Annotated in this window: 17 protein-coding genes and 1 pseudogene; 10 read left to right on the plus strand and 8 right to left on the minus strand. The window is 38.5% G+C overall.

Annotated features, from left to right (window positions below):
• The first annotated feature begins 48 nt into the window (after positions 1-48).
• Positions 49-978 (plus strand): LysR family transcriptional regulator, encoded by a 930-nt coding sequence (locus L0B17_RS10590; protein WP_235084681.1) that lies wholly within the window; start codon positions 49-51, stop codon positions 976-978.
• Positions 979-1,087: 109 nt separating this feature from the next.
• A complete protein-coding gene (locus L0B17_RS10595) occupies positions 1,088-1,843 on the plus strand; it encodes a TIGR00266 family protein (protein WP_235084683.1) in 756 nt (251 codons plus the stop codon).
• Between the two features lie 130 nt (positions 1,844-1,973).
• On the opposite strand, the gene L0B17_RS10600 is transcribed toward L0B17_RS10595, so the two are convergent.
• Together L0B17_RS10600 and L0B17_RS10605 are read right to left on the minus strand one after the other, a co-directional pair.
• The gene (locus tag L0B17_RS10600) at positions 1,974-2,438 is read right to left on the minus strand and encodes an EVE domain-containing protein (RefSeq protein WP_235084685.1); all 465 of its coding nucleotides are present in this window, start codon (positions 2,436-2,438) and stop codon (positions 1,974-1,976) included.
• Positions 2,439-2,947: 509 nt separating this feature from the next.
• A complete protein-coding gene (locus tag L0B17_RS10605; RefSeq protein ID WP_235089752.1) occupies positions 2,948-3,361 on the minus strand; it encodes a YccF domain-containing protein in 414 nt (137 codons plus the stop codon).
• 199 nt (positions 3,362-3,560) lie between these two features.
• Here L0B17_RS10605 and L0B17_RS10610 point away from each other — a divergent pair, with 199 nt between their 5' ends.
• Positions 3,561-4,538, plus strand: a complete 978-nt coding sequence (locus tag L0B17_RS10610) for a 1-aminocyclopropane-1-carboxylate deaminase/D-cysteine desulfhydrase (RefSeq protein ID WP_235084687.1) — start codon at positions 3,561-3,563, stop codon at positions 4,536-4,538.
• 930 nt (positions 4,539-5,468) lie between these two features.
• Here the strand turns inward: L0B17_RS10610 and L0B17_RS10615 are convergent.
• From L0B17_RS10615 to L0B17_RS10625, 3 genes and pseudogenes are all read right to left on the minus strand, one after another.
• Positions 5,469-6,146, minus strand: a complete 678-nt coding sequence (locus L0B17_RS10615; RefSeq protein ID WP_235084689.1) for a ChrR family anti-sigma-E factor — start codon at positions 6,144-6,146, stop codon at positions 5,469-5,471.
• Positions 6,139-6,788, minus strand: a pseudogene (locus L0B17_RS10620) (sigma-70 family RNA polymerase sigma factor). Before L0B17_RS10620 ends, L0B17_RS10615 begins: the two are co-directional and overlap by 8 nt.
• Positions 6,789-6,939: 151 nt before the next feature.
• Entirely contained in the window at positions 6,940-7,527 is a 588-nt protein-coding gene (locus tag L0B17_RS10625) for an LON peptidase substrate-binding domain-containing protein (protein ID WP_235084691.1), read from the minus strand.
• A gap of 359 nt (positions 7,528-7,886) precedes the next feature.
• Between L0B17_RS10625 and L0B17_RS10630 the strand changes: the two genes are divergently transcribed.
• A complete protein-coding gene (locus L0B17_RS10630; RefSeq protein ID WP_235084693.1) occupies positions 7,887-8,828 on the plus strand; it encodes a chemotaxis protein CheV in 942 nt (313 codons plus the stop codon).
• Between the two features lie 40 nt (positions 8,829-8,868).
• Here the strand turns inward: L0B17_RS10630 and L0B17_RS10635 are convergent, their stop codons facing one another.
• The 3 genes from L0B17_RS10635 to L0B17_RS10645 all read right to left on the minus strand — a co-directional run bounded on the left by L0B17_RS10635 (position 8,869) and on the right by L0B17_RS10645 (position 10,316).
• On the minus strand, positions 8,869-9,051 hold the full coding sequence (locus tag L0B17_RS10635; RefSeq protein ID WP_235084694.1) for a DUF6435 family protein: 183 nt from the start codon (positions 9,049-9,051) through the stop codon (positions 8,869-8,871).
• 171 nt (positions 9,052-9,222) lie between these two features.
• The gene (locus tag L0B17_RS10640; protein WP_235084696.1) at positions 9,223-9,879 is read right to left on the minus strand and encodes a hypothetical protein; all 657 of its coding nucleotides are present in this window, start codon (positions 9,877-9,879) and stop codon (positions 9,223-9,225) included.
• Between the two features lie 77 nt (positions 9,880-9,956).
• Positions 9,957-10,316 carry a DUF2750 domain-containing protein gene (locus L0B17_RS10645; protein ID WP_235084697.1) on the minus strand — a complete coding sequence of 120 codons (360 nt, stop codon included), beginning with the start codon at positions 10,314-10,316 and terminating at the stop codon, positions 9,957-9,959.
• Between the two features lie 281 nt (positions 10,317-10,597).
• Here L0B17_RS10645 and L0B17_RS10650 point away from each other — a divergent pair, with 281 nt between their 5' ends.
• The 6 genes from L0B17_RS10650 to L0B17_RS10675 all read left to right on the plus strand — a co-directional run bounded on the left by L0B17_RS10650 (position 10,598) and on the right by L0B17_RS10675 (position 16,043).
• The gene (locus L0B17_RS10650; protein WP_235089754.1) at positions 10,598-11,746 is read left to right on the plus strand and encodes a lytic murein transglycosylase; all 1,149 of its coding nucleotides are present in this window, start codon (positions 10,598-10,600) and stop codon (positions 11,744-11,746) included.
• A 90-nt stretch (positions 11,747-11,836) separates the two neighbouring features.
• Complete coding sequence (locus tag L0B17_RS10655) at positions 11,837-12,319, plus strand: FKBP-type peptidyl-prolyl cis-trans isomerase (protein WP_235084699.1); 483 nt, start codon at positions 11,837-11,839, stop codon at positions 12,317-12,319.
• 60 nt (positions 12,320-12,379) lie between these two features.
• Positions 12,380-12,607 (plus strand): DUF3389 domain-containing protein, encoded by a 228-nt coding sequence (locus L0B17_RS10660; RefSeq protein ID WP_226415690.1) that lies wholly within the window; start codon positions 12,380-12,382, stop codon positions 12,605-12,607.
• 40 nt (positions 12,608-12,647) lie between these two features.
• Positions 12,648-13,319, plus strand: coding sequence for an alpha/beta hydrolase (locus L0B17_RS10665; RefSeq protein ID WP_235084702.1), 672 nt, complete (start codon positions 12,648-12,650; stop codon positions 13,317-13,319).
• Between the two features lie 335 nt (positions 13,320-13,654).
• The gene (gene ushA, locus L0B17_RS10670) at positions 13,655-15,361 is read left to right on the plus strand and encodes a bifunctional UDP-sugar hydrolase/5'-nucleotidase UshA (protein WP_235084703.1); all 1,707 of its coding nucleotides are present in this window, start codon (positions 13,655-13,657) and stop codon (positions 15,359-15,361) included.
• 232 nt (positions 15,362-15,593) lie between these two features.
• Entirely contained in the window at positions 15,594-16,043 is a 450-nt protein-coding gene (locus L0B17_RS10675) for an Hsp20 family protein (RefSeq protein ID WP_235084706.1), read from the plus strand.
• The last annotated feature ends 47 nt before the right edge of the window (positions 16,044-16,090 follow it).

A 16,090-nucleotide genomic window follows, 5' to 3' on the forward strand; every position in this document is an offset into this window, starting at 1 on the left:
CAGCTATTCGATACAAAAGCACAATTTTACCCCGCAAAGGAGTGATAAATGCGCATAGATGTTGATGCATTTAAGGTTTTACAAGTATTAGTTGAAGAGGGCAGTTTTGCCAAAGCGTCTGAACGTTTACATAAAGCGCAATCGGCGGTGAGCTACCAAGTCAAAAAGCTAGAACAACACTTGGGCGTAAGCTTATTTAACCGTGATCAATACCGTGCAGAATTAACCCCAGAAGGGCGAGTTATTTTGGCTGAAGGGCAGCGTTTACTACAACATTTAGCCAATATTGAGCATCTTGCTAGTCGTTTTAGTGAAGGCTGGGAGCCTAAACTTGAACTAGTGATCGACGGCGCGCTGCCTATGGAACCAATAATGACCGCATTAAAGCGTATGGCTGAGCATAAAATCCCAACTAAAATTCAATTAAATATGGAGTTTTTAGGCGGAGTGCAGCATAGGTTTGAGCGGGATGGTGCCGATTTAATGCTAGTAAAAGACTATTTGACAGGGCCAAACTATCATCCTAAAGCCTTACCCACAATTACCAGTATATTAGTTGCCAGTTGTCATCACCCCTTGGTTGGGCAAAGTCAAATCAGTTTAACTGAGCTACAACAGCATGTGGAATTGACCATTGAAGACTCGTCCCCACAGCGTTTAGTGCGCGATGAAATGCAATTTGGTGGCGACAAGGTATTTTATTTATCAGGGTTTATTATGAAAAAAAATGCTTTACTAAAAGGCCTTGGCTTTGGTTGGATGCCAGCATTTTTGATCCATGAAGAGTTAAACTCGGGCGAACTAAAGTCAGTCGACTTTGTCGGAGGTCATAGTTTCAGTTTTACGCCCCAATTAGTGTCAACCCTAGAAAGGCCGTTAGGACGTGCAGGGCAGTTATTTACCGAGCTGATTTTAGAAGAGTTCACTCGCTTTGAACTGCACACATCCAAAGAGGTTAATACCACAGGGCTAGGTTAATAACGTAGATAAACGATACATTATCTTATAGGAGGTTTATAGGCTCGTTTATGAGTTTTATGTTAAATTCATAGAGAATACTATTATCTAATTGTCCAAGGAGTGACAAATGAGTAAGCGATGCCACGAAGTAGATTATGAAATTATTGGTTCAAGCATGCAATTGGTTGAGGTGGAACTCGATCCACACGAAACGGTGATCGCAGAAGCGGGCGCGATGAATTACATGGAACAAGATATCATTTTCGAGGCTAAAATGGGCGATGGCTCTGAACCTGAGTCTGGATTTTTTGGTAAGTTGCTTGGCGCGGGTAAAAGGGCGTTTTCTGGTGAAAGTATATTCATGACTCACTTTACCAATGATGGCCACAATAAACGAAAAGTGGCTTTTGCAGCGCCTTATCCCGGCAGTGTGTTAGCGGTCGATTTATCTCAGCATGATGGTGAGCTTATTTGCCAAAAAGACAGCTTTTTAGCCGCAGCACTGGGCACTAACGTTACCATGAAATTTAATCGTCGTTTAGGAGCAGGTTTTTTCGGTGGTGAAGGGTTTATACTACAAAGTTTGAAGGGTGACGGCATGGTATTTATCCACGCTGGCGGCACCTTAATTAAGAAAGAGCTAAATGGTGAGTCATTGCGGGTTGATACCGGATGTATAGTTGCGTTTTCTCCAGGCATTGATTACGACATTCAACGTGCAGGTTCGTTAAAATCTATGGTCTTTGGCGGAGAAGGATTATTTTTAGCCACCTTACAAGGTCACGGAACCGTTTGGCTACAGTCATTACCGTTTTCACGTATGGCTGATCGTATTATTGCCCATGCACCGACTAAAGGCGGTACATCAAAAGGTGAAGATTAATCACTGAACTTTAAAAGTTAGCTGTCCGCTTCAATTGTAGACGTTAGAATGCTTATAGGAAGTTATTAAAGTTACGTCGATTTTTCATATAAGTATTCTAGGTTATTGCAAGATAATTAAATGTATACTGCTAATGTTCGCAAAGTGACAGAATATAGTTGAATTCTGATTCTTTTACCGGCTGTACGCTCAATCTAGCGCCTTTGGTTACTAACATCATGTCTGCTAAGTTAACATCAGCTTTAAGTTGTTTAAGGCTAATTTGATTAACAAATTTCGCAATAAAAGTTAATTCAACTTCTACCCAACGAGGTGCGTTTGGATCAGATTTTAAATCAAAGTAAGGCGATGATGGCTCAAAAGCACTGCTATCAGCCTGAGCAGGTTGACTTACTTTAGCAAGCCCTACAATCGCTGGCACTTTACAGCTTGAATGATAAAAGAGTACTAAATCATTGATGCTAACTTGATCTCGAAGAAAATTCCTTGCTTGATAATTTCTAATGCCTTGCCAAGCAGTTTTTTGTTCAGTGCACCTTTGCAGATCATCAATACTGAACTCATCAGGTTCAGACTTCATTAACCAATATTTCATTAAGTTCACCAGGTTGTTATTTTGTACGACTATAAATAGTTAGTTGTTATAATCGTGCAGCATGTCAGGATTTTTTATGGTAACTTTTGCGACAGGTACCAGCAAGACTTTGTTATTTAACTTTATCTCAAAGTATGCGTTTTGGAGATGGGATGATGGTGATGCTAGCTAATAGGATGAAAACAGGTGGTTAAACTTGTTATTTACCTTGATATTATCAAGTGCGGTGATGTCCGATACTCTTGAATTACCCACATTGGAATGGCCACCGTTTAGTGGCGCAGAATTACCCGAGAAAGGCATTGTGGCTCAAATTGTTAAATAAGTAATTACCAAAGATAATCACCAATTATCAGCCACAGCAGTTCCTTGGGATCGCGCAATACGCATGGTTAATATTGGGAGCAAAAGTGGCTTACTATCATTAATCAAGGATTCTTAAAATTTGATCCTTAAGCATTAATGGATGCCTACCTGATTGAAATTAAGTAAGCATCTTCTCGTTTCAATTAATATTGCTCGTTTGGAACAACAGTTTGACCTATAGGTGTTAAACTTAACAATGCAAGCTTAAGATGTTGAATACCAAATGGAATACCAATAATGGTTATAAAACAAGCTAATGCATGAGTTAAATGACCTATTGCCAACCAAATCCCAAAAAAGACCAACCAAATCACGTTACCGACGATTCCCATCGTTCCAGTTCCTAAGTCTTCAACACCTGATAAGTGTTTTCGGTTAACACTTTGTTGACCGAAGGGCCAAAATGCCATTTCACCAATGACAAAACAAGCCCGACCAAAAGGAATCCCAATAATACTAATAAAACAGAGTAACCCAGCAAGCCACCAGGCTAGCCCCATTACAAACCCACCTAAAACAAACCATGCAATATTAAAAATAAGTCTCAAAATAGCCATACCTGTTCCTTTAACGACTGACATATGAAAGTAATATTGTTTAGCAGATAATGTGCCAATATTCAACATTATGATTATATTGGTTTAATTTTTCTGTGAATTGATAATTGACTATAAAAATGCAGATTTAGACTAAAAGTTATCGGTTTTAACCAACTTTAGTTACAATGAATTACTATCTCTTTTAATGGTGCTTTACATGTTACGTCATAGTCCTACAGATACAATCAACTTTGCAGGACGGTCAATTTTTGTCAAACGTGATGATAAATTGCACCCTGATTTTAGTGGTAATAAAGCCCGTAAATTTTATCATTTTCTTATTAATGATTTTAAGAATGTTACTCGTATCGTCAGTTCTGGTTCTGCGCAGGCTAATTCTTTATATTCATTATCAGTGTTGGCAAAAATGAAAGGGTGGCAATTAGATTACTATGTCAGCCATATTAGTAAGTATTTAAAGTCACAATTACAAATAACACCAGCCATTGCATCGAATTATACTCAAGCGCATGCCAATGGTGCCAATATTATTGAAGTTGATTGGTCCTCACCTAAATTAAGTGGTTGTAAACACTTAGATGACGCAGTCAGTATCTTTAAGCCTGAATATTACAAGCAATATACTCAGCAAGAGATACTATTTATTCCAGAGGGAGGCAGGTGCGACTATGCTAATACCGGTATCTACCTACTTGGTGAAGAAATTATTAGTTGGGTAAAAGCACAAAATATAACGGCACTATCTGTATTTCTTCCATCAGGCACCGGAACAACAGCACTTTTTCTTCAACAATACTTTAAAGAATGCCAAACAGAGTTGCTCGATGTTCAGGTACTGACTTGCAGTACTGTTGGCGGAGATCTATATTTACAAAAGCAGTTTAGTGCACTTAATCCTGATGATAGCGTGCATCCAACGATTCTTAATGATGGTGTTAAGTATCATTTTGGCAAATTGTATCTAGCTTTATTTGCACTGTGGAACGAAGTGCTTACCACTAGTGGAATAGAGTTTGATTTATTATATGACCCTATTGGATTAAGCGTGTTAAAAAGCCATATTGAAGCTGGGCAATGTCAGAATAGACAAATCTTATACATCCACCAAGGTGGGTTATTAGGCAATGCAACAATGCAGTCAAGATATCATCGTAAGCTGATGAATAAAAGATAAGCTTTATTAAGCAGATAATTGAGTATCATCCACGTGTTATATCGGGGGATAGTATTTGTGGAACATGAGGTAATTAAAGTGGGGTGTATTTTTAGTGTGTAGAGAAAGAGATTTATCAGTTTGCTCTGTTGTTAATAAACGTTCGGTAAATGAGAGGAGAATACCGTTAGCCAGGTTTATTAAATAACAGAGCAAATGATTTACGCCAGAGCGTAAGGGTAGTTATTACTTATTCGAACTGATCAGCCATTTCATAAAGTTCACAGCTTCAATGCGTTTTGAAAAAGTTGTTTTGTTTTTACCTTGTGAATCAGTAAAAGCAATTGAGTTCTTGTTTGATGAAATAGAATTAACAGGAAAGTTAACTGTAATTTCGTGTCCGTTAAATAGGTATGACATTATCATACTCCTTATAAATTATGTTCACCCTTAGGTGATGTAAGTTTTAACAATATAGTTTCCTTAACATTTTTCGTGTTGCGAAAGATTTAAGTTACTGAGTTAAGTTACCTTATCAATATTACACAAATCAAGTGTTTATATGAGAAAATTGCAAAAATCTTAATTATTAATTAGAGAAGATTGTTCTACAATTAACTCAATTATTTAATGTGCAGATAATACATTAAATACTTGACCGTGATAGTTGACCACAGGTTTATGACAAGCCCATTACAGTGAAAATAAAAATCTGAATGAATACAAGTTGTGTATCACACAGATAAGTTTCAAAGATGCTTGTGGTGGTTTACAAAGGAAGTTGAGCAGACTTACGATAGGTAAACAAATAAACAAAGTAATTAAACTTCAGCGATAATATAGGTAATTAATCTGATTAGCAATAGATAAATCGATTTATTTATTGCTAATCAGCTATTTCGACAATTATTTACCTGAAACCGGCATTAACAGTCAGATCAACACAATTAATTAGTAAAGCAACTCACCAATAGGATTTAACAGCTTACTGAATCCTTTAGTAAAATAAAGTGGTGCGTCTACTATGGTGTAGCACAAGCAACCTGTGGTTGTCTGCGGTGAGTGTTCATGATTTTCATCAAGTAGCATGAAGTCACCAGGTTTATAACTGTTAAATTTATCACTAAATTCACCAGCCAATAACAGTGTTAACTCAGAGCCTTTGTGTGTATGTTGTGGTATTTCACCGTTCGCTGCTATATGTAATAAGCTAGCTCTGGCTTTTTCCTCACCAGTATTCAGGCGTAGGCGACTAATTTTACCAATACCTTGCCATGGTGCGTTTATTTGATGCCTAAATGCGCTTGGTAAAGTATAAGATTGACCTTTTACAGATACTTCAATCGTTCCCATATCTACCGGAGCGGATGGCGTCGAATCAAGTTCATCTAATGTACAATCGATCATTTTTTCTAATAGCAAAGCCATATCGATATCCGCAGTCGATCCTGTGGTGATGTTTTTGTCGCTAAATACCGCAATGGTTTGTTGTTTGGTTAACAAAGATAATGATTTATGGCAAATATCACAAAGTTCGGCATGGGCAGAAATCGCTAGAGACATTGACAGCGGCAACTCTCCCTTTATATGGAGTAATAATAATTGTTGGTTAGGATGATAATTAATCATAATGTTTCTCCATAAAGCCTTTTAACTTCTCTAAACCTAATCGTAATCTGGATTTAACCGTACCTATTGGTATTTCGAGTTTGTCTGCCAATTCTTGTTGTGTCATTTCTTGCATATATATGCCCTGTACAACTTCACGTTGTAAAGGGGGAGTTCGTTAACGTGAAGTAGAAGTGTTCCGGTCAACTTAAAATCATCGTCGTTACTTTCTGCATCATCAGACTCAAATAGCGGCCAAATGTCATCACCAAATGAATCTTCTCGGTTATGCTGTACTTTTCTGAGCATATCGAAACATTGGTTGCGCATAATGGTAAAAATCCAGGTGCTGACAGCGGCTTTATCTGGGTTATATAAATGCGCTTTAGTCCACACTCTGGTCATTGTTTCTTGAACCAAGTCCATTGCTAAACCCTGCTGATGCAATCGTTGATTGCCAAAAGCATTAATTTTAGAACCGAAGTGGCTAAATAATTTGGCGAAGGAAGCTTTACATCGCACGTTAGCCACTTTTAACATTAACTCGGCTAATTGCTCAGCATCATGTTCTTTAGTATTTGGCAAATTTATTACACCATTTCGTTTTACAAGACTTGCCTTATCATAACGATTTTGTGCACTTTGTGATTGAAAATTTTCCATTATCTTCACTCGCGTTTTTTTATGGGCCAGTTATGTACTTTATATACGCTGAGTAAATAAATTAGATCACTTTAAAATCAGGTAAATTAAATAAACAATAATGTTCAAATAACATAGTGTTATAATTTTGTTGTCATATTTTAAATCGCTTTTAACTGATTATGTTTGCAAGAAATGCTTGTGCCATATGATGATCATGACTGTTGATGCAGCGGTACTTTTCTGCAGCGCTTATTGGAATGATTTCCAACCATCGCTGACAGACCCATGATATATCTTGAAAGTTTTCTTGCTGATAGAGGGCTAAGTGATTAGGGTATTCACTGAGTATATCCTTAAGAGTGTCACTTAATGCTTTCTGACATTGTTGGTGCTTGTCCAGTTTGCTTGTTGTATTTAACCCACTAATTTCTAACTTAGGCCAATCCTGGATAAGGTCAACATTAGCCCGCTTTAATCCATCGGGATCTTCGCTAATATCTTTAATGACAAACTTTTTTTCCCCACGGATACTGATCCCTAATAAACCATCGTCGAGTGTTTCAAAATCAATTATTTTGCATAAGGTTCCTATTGGAAGTATTTCCTTTTTATTATCACTCAGCATGCACAGTCCAAATCCAACCCCAGTTTTGAGCGACTCAGTGACTAAACGTTTATAGCGAGCTTCAAAAATGCGCAACTGACTATACCCTTGAGGTAAAATACAGATCGGCAAAGGAAAAATTGGAATTATCATAACCAGCCTTATATGATTAAAGTGAACTGACAACTAATACGAGGTTAATGGGTAATTGATCACATTCGTTTACTGGGTTAACTCAAATTGATCGGGATGACTCCTCTTAACGGACTAGAAAGCTTGATATTCCATCTTTAATAAGCAGGGCATTTGCCGTGAATTTGTTACATCTCAATGTTAAATTATAATTTAAAATATGATCTACAATCATAATATTAGATAAAAGTAGCTCAGATACTGAATCTAACGATGAGAGGGTCATCTTTTGAGTTATTTTTGTTTATAATGATAAATATGATGTGTAGTGCCTAGAAGAATTAGTCACTGATTGTATTTATAGACTGGTGGTAGGTTTCATGAAGAAAGTGCTCGATAGTGTTGACCAACGTACTAATCTAGTGGGCGAAAACCGCTTGGAGTTATTACTGTTTCGAATTAATTCAACTCAGCTATTCGCGATTAACGTATTTAAAGTTAAAGAAGTAGTCAAAGTCCCTGTTTTAAGTGCTATGCCTGGCAGTCATCATAGTATCGCTGGCATAGCCAATATTAGAGGTATGTCGATACCTGTTATCAATTTACGTGGCGCTATTGGCTTCTCTCCCTTACCCATCACTGATGATTGTAATTTAATTATTACTGAGTATAACCGTAGCGTTCAAGGCTTTTTAGTGGGTAAAGTGGAACATATTGTTAATTTGACCTGGGGTGACATTATGCCACCGCCCAAAATGGCAGGAAAGAACAATTATTTAACCGCAATAACACGACTAGAAGACCAAGGTCAATCTCGCTTAGTGTCGATTATCGATGTTGAGAAAGTCCTCGCGGAAATCATTAATTATGATATTCGTTTATCTGAGGGTGTTTTGGATGAGACCTTAGCCCCGCAAATGCCAGGACGTAAAATATTGATTGTTGATGATTCAAGTACTGCCAGAAAGCAAGTGAGAGAAACCCTTGGTCAACTGGGTATTGAAATCATTGAAGCGTCGGACGGTTTGCAAGCGTTGAATTTACTTAAGTCTTGGGCGGATAAAGGCCAAAACGTTGCGACTGAATTATTAATGATGATAACCGATGCAGAAATGCCAGAGATGGATGGATATAAACTCACTTCTGAAGTGCGTGCCGACCCTCGTATGGCTTCGTTATTTATTACCTTAAATACGTCATTGAGTGGTAGTTTTAATAATGCGATGGTTGAAAAGGTCGGTTGTGATGCGTTTATTTCGAAATTCCAACCTGATTTACTCGTGACAGGTGTGCAAAACAGATTAAGAGATATTTTGGGATAAGCTTTTAAATAGCTCGTTACGAGCCTTTAAGTCATAGAGTTTATAGCGACTTTTTCTGTTTTTCTAATCCGATAATTTGAGTTTCTATCTGCGCAGCTTCTGCTGTTATCATGGAGTATGATTTAATATCACCATTACGCTGTGCATGCATGGCTTGTGCTAGCTTAGCTTCATAAAGTTTAGTGAGTTTTTTTATAGGATCTTGTTTAAATAATGAAAACATTTTAATCACTTGTATTGGGGCGATGTGAGTGTATACGCAGGAAAATTGTTTTTGGTTCTGCAGTTATAACATTATTTGCATAACAACATATGTTGTCCTTATAGCTCATTATTAAAACAAATTTTAAAAATCCCTTTTGTGATAATGAGTTCAGCTAATTTGACTGTGTTATTAGCGGTCTAAATCCTCTAGCAGTTCTTGCAGAATTTTCTGCTGCATACTTTTAGTCACCCCAATATTGAGCCTGGCGAGTTTGATTGCATGCCCAAATTGGTCCTTGCCTAAAAAGGTTACCAACTGCTTTAAAAACTCTTCATCTAACGCTAATACCTGACAGTAATGCTTAATGCCTTGATTAAGATTATTAAATTGTAGGCCGTCAAATTCGAAACCTAAGGTATTGGTGCCAGCAAATAACGGATCATCTTCAAAATGATTATCATCAATACTGAGTGCCCAGCCTGGCGCATTTATTCTTTTTTGAGCGATTTGATACATCATCCAAGCACTTTTCTTAAAGCCACCAAAAATTCTACAATCAAACTCAGACTCTGCTAACTCTTGTTCAGTCCAATTAATCCCAATGGCTAAGTCCTTTTGATATCGCTTTATTAACTGATCTTTAACGGCCTCTCGGCAATCCCAGATTGAGGTTAACAAGTGCTTTTGAGCAAGTAACTTACATTCTTGACATGCTGGGACGGTTAATGATGGATGCGGAGTATGCGCCATACGCCAATAAGATAACTCTGCATGGCAGGGTTCATCACAAAACCAACACATGTGACGTTTATTAAAAGGAATGTCGACCATAGTAGGGTTTGTCATATTGGATACTTTAGTAAGGGAGCATGGTGAGTAAGACAGATGCACTGAGATGAATATCTCAGTGCAAGTAACAATAATTAATCTTTTTCGATATCAACTAAACTTTTAGCTAATACAATAGGGTCAATTTCAAAACACTCTTGATCGCTTTCCCAGTTAACTCCCACTAAAACACCATCATCATTTAAGTCACCAACCCAATATTCGAGAAAGTCGGTCAAAGTAATGCTAACTGCTTTGTATTCAGCCCATTCTTCAGTGCAATGACTTTTGGCAGTAGTTTCTGACGACCACAGTGGCATAACATCGGTTTCTTCAAATTCAGATGAATCACACACAACCCATCCTTCGCCTGTTTCGTCCTGAAGACCCCACACGATTTGGTGTTTTTTTACACTTTCGATGAAGCTAGTTAACGTCGGGTTTTGTTCGGTCATGATGATTCTCATTAAGTGGAGTTAAAAACGGTTTCATTATACTGAATACCTACTTTAGCTCAAGTTGGTTATGCTTAATGCTGATGGCAATTTCATCGAACACACTTTTTATATCATAAATCAGTCTTTTTAAGGTTATTAAGCGCTTGTTAAGTTGGTGGCAATCAGTCACGATAATCGTACAATCTTATTCTTTATTAATTGGGTGCCACTTGAGTCTTATGCGCGTTAATCTCTCTATTACAGCATTATTATTAAGCGTCAGTTTTTCTCATTCTACGATGGCGAGTGATGATTTTGCACAATGTGTAAGTCAATTACAGTTAAAAGCAAAGCAACAGGGTATTTCACAGCAAACTATTGATACCACGGTTGCTAACTTAACCTTTGTGCCTAGGGTGATTGAACTTGATAATCAACAGCCCGAGTTTACCACCACATTTAAAGATTATTATGATAAACGTGTCACTGAATGGCGTATTAATGAAGGACGTAAGCTCTATGTTAAGCATAGCCAGTTACTAAGGCAGTTAACTGCTAAGTATGGTGTTCCTGGTCAGTATATAGTCGCGTTTTGGGGGCTTGAAACTAACTACGGTAACTATAAAGGTACTATGTCAGTGCTTAATTCGTTAGCGACTTTGGCTTGTGATCCTCGTCGCAGTGAATACTTTACCCAGGAGTTAATGCAAGCGTTAACCTTGAAAGAGCGTTACCAGTTTGCTGATAAAGATATGGTGGGGTCATGGGCAGGAGCGATGGGGCATACCCAGTTTATGCCAACTAATTATCTTAAATATGCAATTGATGGTGATGGCGATGGTAAGGCGGACTTATGGAATAGTACTGCTGACGCTCTAACCTCTGCGGCAAATTTTCTGCAACAATTGGGCTGGCAAGCTAATGAGCGTTGGGGACGAGAAGTGCAGTTACCGCAAAATTATAATTTTGCTTATATGGGCAGCAAAGATACGCAGTCATTAACAGATTGGGCTAAGTTAAATATCAAGCAATCAAATGGTAAACCATTATCAACACCCGATATGCAAGCGGCCTTGTATGTACCAGCAGGACATACTGGACCGGCTTTTCTAGGTTATGAAAACTTTAACGTGATTATGCGCTGGAATCGATCTGAATTTTACGCTATTGCGGTGGGTAAATTAGCCGATCAAATTAATGGTGGTGCAGGTATTTCTAAGCCTCTACCTGATCATCCGCGTTTAAATCGTGAAATGGTCCTGCAGTTACAACAAAAACTCACTGATGAAGGATTTGATGTGGGTAAACCAGATGGCATTTTAGGCCGGAATTCGGTTATAGGATTACAAGCTTATCAGCGTAAACATGGTCTAATAGCGGATGGTTATCCTGATAATACAACATTTGAGACGTTAGGAATAAACTTAAACAAATTGCCGACCCAATAAGCATTTGTTAAGCTCTTGCCACTTTTTTAATAGCCGTTAACGGTATAATCGACAGTTAACGCAAATACAGATGAATTTTAAGGACACGTAATGAGCATTAAAGACAATATGGTTGTGCAGTTTAATTACACGCTGCGCGATGAAAAGGGCGAAGTGTTGGAATCAAATGAAGGTCGCGATCCAATTGCTTATCTTCATGGCAACGACAACATGATGCCAGGTATTGAAGATGCAATTACCGGTAAAGCTATCGGCGACAAGTTCAGCGTTACACCTCCTGCGGCTGACACCTATGGTGAACGTCAAGAAGGTGCTGAACAACGTGTATCTGTTAAACATTTATCAGGCGCTAAAGTGTGGAAGCCTGGTATGGCGGCCATCGTTAATTCGGATCAAGGTCAACGTCAAGTGACCATCGTAAAAGTCGGCAAATTTATGGCGACTGTGGATGTTAATCATCCATTAGCAGGCCGTGAGTTAACGTTTGATATTGAAGTCGTTGGGGCACGTGATGCAACTGATGAAGAAATCGCCCATGGTCATGCCCATGGCGCCGGTGGTCATCACCATTAATTAGCTATTTTCGTTCCAAGCCTTTAATAGGCTTGGGACAAACCTTTAATAAGTACCCATATGATCCTCGAATTTTCCCAAGGTAAGCTCATCATTACCCCCAATGAAATACAATGTCGTCTTTTTGAGAACCATATTATTCTCAGCGCGGTTGTCGATGACATCAGTTGTTTTCATCATGGATTAGTTATCGCCGCTGATGCCGGTACGGTGAAGTGGACAATTAAACTGGATAATCCACAGCAGTTTGAGCAATTGTTACAAGAAACCGGTATTCATGCTCAATAATATCGACGGCACGTCACTTAATAAATAGATAAGGAATCACATGACTCAATCATCTCTAGAAGCCATTGTTGTTGAGCCTACGAGTAAGGCTGCATCTTGTGTTATCTGGTTGCATGGCCTAGGTGACTCAGGTGCGGGTTTTGCCCCTGTTGTGCCAGTATTAGGCTTACCTAGCGACCACAGTATTCGATTTATTTTCCCCCATGCGCCGGAGCAAGCGGTAACCATTAATGGTGGCTATATCATGCGTTCATGGTATGACATTAAAAGTATGGATTTACATGACCGTGCTGATATTACCGGTGTGCAGGCATCAGAGTTACAAATAAAACGTCTCATTGAACAACAAATTAGCGCAGGTATTCCGGCAAACAAAATTGTGTTGGCTGGGTTTAGTCAGGGTGGGGTAATGAGTTTGTTTACTGGCTTACGCTTTGAGCAATCTTTAGCAGGCATTATGGCTTTATCGTGTTATTTGCCTGGTGGAGAGCATCTGCCTGAACAACTTGCACAGGCTAATAAAGCCACACCAATTCTGCAAAACCATGGTGAACAGGATGAAGTTGTGCCCTTATTTGCGGGAAAAATGGCATATGATGCTTTGAATCATGCCGGTTACAACAGTGTATGGAAAACCTATCCAATGGCACACAGTGTGATACCTACCCAATTATCTGAAATAGGTCAATGGTTAAATAAAGTGTTGAATTAAGAAATAACATTTACTTACCTAGCTGTTCTGAATTTAAAACAATGTTACTTCGTTAGGTTGATTTTAAAATAATCATTTATTTATAAAGGCTTAACTCCATATAGGGGGTTAAGCCTTTATTGTTTATGGGTGAGGAATTCGATAACTGAAACAACCTTGTTCGGCACAGGCAATAGTTTAGTTTGTAACTCATTGTTAATATTGTACTAAGTGTCATTATTTTGTCATAAAGTTGTCACGTAAATTGGTCATTGTTTGCTATCATTTTGAGGCGAATTATAAATTCGCTTATCTATACAACTAAAAAACAAGATAAATAATAAATGGGGTTACATATGTCTAAAGTATTAATAAAAGGGATGTTAGCGTCAGCTATATTCGTCGCACTAGTGGGCTGTAATAGTGACGATGATGCTAAAGTTGCAACGACCTGTGCTGAAGCTGGAACTGATTGTAAAATCTTTACTGTACTTCACACCAACGATAACCATGGCCGTTTTTGGGAAAACAGCAATGGTGAATACGGCATGGCAGCGCGCAAGGCGTTAATAGATCAAATTCGTGCTGAAGTGAGTGCTAATGGTGGTGAAAGTATTCTTTTATCAGGCGGAGATATTAATACCGGTGTACCTGAATCCGATTTACAGGATGCCGTCCCAGATTTTATTGGTATGAACGAAATTCGTTATGACGCCATGGCTGTTGGTAATCATGAGTTTGACAACCCATTAGCTGTATTAGACTCACAGCGTTCTATTGCTAATTTTCCAATGCTAGCTGCAAATATTTATCATGCTGATGGCACCACACGTTATTTTGAACCCTACAAAATATTCGACGTTAATGGAGTGCGTATTGCAGTAATTGGTTTAACAACTAAAGATACTGAGAAATTAGGTAACCTGGAATACATTCAAGATATCAAGTTTACCGATCCAACCACAGAAGTCGCAAAAGTGATTGCTGAAATTAAAGCGAATGATAGTGCAGATTTAATTTTTGCCACGACCCATATGGGACATTATGCCGATGGCAAACATGGTAGCAACGCACCTGGTGATGTTGAAATGGCAAGAGCGCTTACTGCAGGTGATTTACAAGCGGTTATTGGCGGGCATTCACAAAATCAAGTGTGTATGGAGCCAGGTACCAATGAATACGCTGATTTCCAACCTGGTGATGACTGTGTGCCAGATATACAAAATGGCACCTATATCATGCAAGCCCACGAATGGGGCAAGTATGTGGGACGTGCGGACTTTGAATACTTCAATGGTAAATTAAATCTTGCTAGCTATAAGTTGATCCCAGTTAACCTGAAGAAAACAGTTGAAGATGCTGAAGGTAAAAAAACCACGGTATTTATTGGTGAAGAAATTGTACCTGATGCGGATTTAAAGCAATTACTGTCTTATTATCAGGCAAAAGGTCAAGGTCAATTAGGTGAAGTGATTGCTGAAACTGACGCTAAACTTGAAGGCGATCGCGCTATCGTTCGTGGTGAGCAAACTAATCTAGGTCGTTTAATTGCAGAAGCACAGCGCACTAAAGTTAATGCTGACTTTTCAATAATGAACTCTGGCGGAGTACGTGCATCAATTGCAGCTGGCAATATCTCTTATCGTGACGTATTAACCGTACAGCCATTTGGTAACATGGTTACCTTAAACACATTGACTGGTGCGCAAGTGTCAGAATACTTAGCAACAGTGGCGACATTCCAACGTGGTTCTGGTGCTTATGCACAAATTACCGGCGTTAAAATGACAGTCGACTGTGCTGCTAGCAGTGTTGATATCAGTGAAATCAATGGTAAGACGTATACTGCCGAGGGTAGCTACACCTTTACTGTACCAAGTTATAATGCCGCTGGTGGTGATGGCTATCCAAAACTTGAGTCTGTACAAACAGGTTATGTAGATGCTGAAGTGCTTTACACTTACTTTAAAGATAAAGGCATGATCGTTGCTGCTGATTTCGCGCCAGTAGGGGATATTGTTTACACTAACTCTAATAGTGTTTTAGGTTGTCAGTTAAACTAATTTCAAACAAACGTTAAAACATAAAAGACAGCTAATTTAGCTGTCTTTTTTTAATTTTTTTATTTTCCCTTGAATTAAAAAATCCCGTCCCTATATCTTATTTGTAACAAGATGAAAGTTAAAAACGCTCGATAGAGGTTTTGATATTTTGTTACCCATTGTGCCGAAAGGGCAATGAAACCCTGCCAATAATGGCTTAATTTTACATATTGCTTTAGACAAGGATATGATTATGCGTAATTTTTCTATTTCTCCAGATTTAACCCCACTGTACCGTAGCGCTATTGGCTTTGACCGTTTAGCTCAGCTCGCAGAGCATGCAGCAGCGAACAATGGTAATAACGGTTATCCTCCGTACAACATCGAATTACTCGGTGAAAACTTGTATCGTATAACGATGGCCGTGGCTGGTTTCAGTATGACTGAACTTGATATCACCAGTGAAGGTGAAAAGTTATTAGTTAAAGGTAACAAAGCCAATCAAAAAGATGAACGTAAATATCTTCATCAGGGCATTGCCGAACGAGGCTTTGAGCGAGTGTTTCAGCTTGCTGACCATGTCAAAGTTGTCGGCGCGGAATTAGAAAATGGTTTGCTGAACATTGATTTGGAACGCGAAATTCCAGAGGCGATGAAGGCACGTAAAATTGAAATTACTCGTTCTCGTATAATCGAAGAGTAACATTTGATTCACTGCAGATTCATTGTGTCAGTCCCCCCCAAATTAGA

The organism is Shewanella sp. OMA3-2, assembly GCF_021513195.1.
Lineage (GTDB): Bacteria > Pseudomonadota > Gammaproteobacteria > Enterobacterales > Shewanellaceae > Shewanella.

Bases quoted from the DNA above. Each gene is read 5' to 3' on its own strand.
- L0B17_RS10590 (WP_235084681.1), top strand. From the start codon at position 49: ATGCGCATAGATGTTGATGCATTTAAGGTTTTACAAGTATTAGTTGAA.
- L0B17_RS10595 (WP_235084683.1), top strand. From the start codon at position 1,088: ATGAGTAAGCGATGCCACGAAGTAGATTATGAAATTATTGGTTCAAGC.
- L0B17_RS10600 (WP_235084685.1), bottom strand. From the start codon at position 2,438: ATGAAATATTGGTTAATGAAGTCTGAACCTGATGAGTTCAGTATTGAT.
- L0B17_RS10605 (WP_235089752.1), bottom strand. From the start codon at position 3,361: ATGGCTATTTTGAGACTTATTTTTAATATTGCATGGTTTGTTTTAGGT.
- L0B17_RS10610 (WP_235084687.1), top strand. From the start codon at position 3,561: ATGTTACGTCATAGTCCTACAGATACAATCAACTTTGCAGGACGGTCA.
- L0B17_RS10615 (WP_235084689.1), bottom strand. From the start codon at position 6,146: ATGATTAATTATCATCCTAACCAACAATTATTATTACTCCATATAAAG.
- L0B17_RS10625 (WP_235084691.1), bottom strand. From the start codon at position 7,527: ATGATAATTCCAATTTTTCCTTTGCCGATCTGTATTTTACCTCAAGGG.
- L0B17_RS10630 (WP_235084693.1), top strand. From the start codon at position 7,887: ATGAAGAAAGTGCTCGATAGTGTTGACCAACGTACTAATCTAGTGGGC.
- L0B17_RS10635 (WP_235084694.1), bottom strand. From the start codon at position 9,051: ATGTTTTCATTATTTAAACAAGATCCTATAAAAAAACTCACTAAACTT.
- L0B17_RS10640 (WP_235084696.1), bottom strand. From the start codon at position 9,879: ATGACAAACCCTACTATGGTCGACATTCCTTTTAATAAACGTCACATG.
- L0B17_RS10645 (WP_235084697.1), bottom strand. From the start codon at position 10,316: ATGACCGAACAAAACCCGACGTTAACTAGCTTCATCGAAAGTGTAAAA.
- L0B17_RS10650 (WP_235089754.1), top strand. From the start codon at position 10,598: ATGGCGAGTGATGATTTTGCACAATGTGTAAGTCAATTACAGTTAAAA.
- L0B17_RS10655 (WP_235084699.1), top strand. From the start codon at position 11,837: ATGAGCATTAAAGACAATATGGTTGTGCAGTTTAATTACACGCTGCGC.
- L0B17_RS10660 (WP_226415690.1), top strand. From the start codon at position 12,380: ATGATCCTCGAATTTTCCCAAGGTAAGCTCATCATTACCCCCAATGAA.
- L0B17_RS10665 (WP_235084702.1), top strand. From the start codon at position 12,648: ATGACTCAATCATCTCTAGAAGCCATTGTTGTTGAGCCTACGAGTAAG.
- ushA (WP_235084703.1), top strand. From the start codon at position 13,655: ATGTCTAAAGTATTAATAAAAGGGATGTTAGCGTCAGCTATATTCGTC.
- L0B17_RS10675 (WP_235084706.1), top strand. From the start codon at position 15,594: ATGCGTAATTTTTCTATTTCTCCAGATTTAACCCCACTGTACCGTAGC.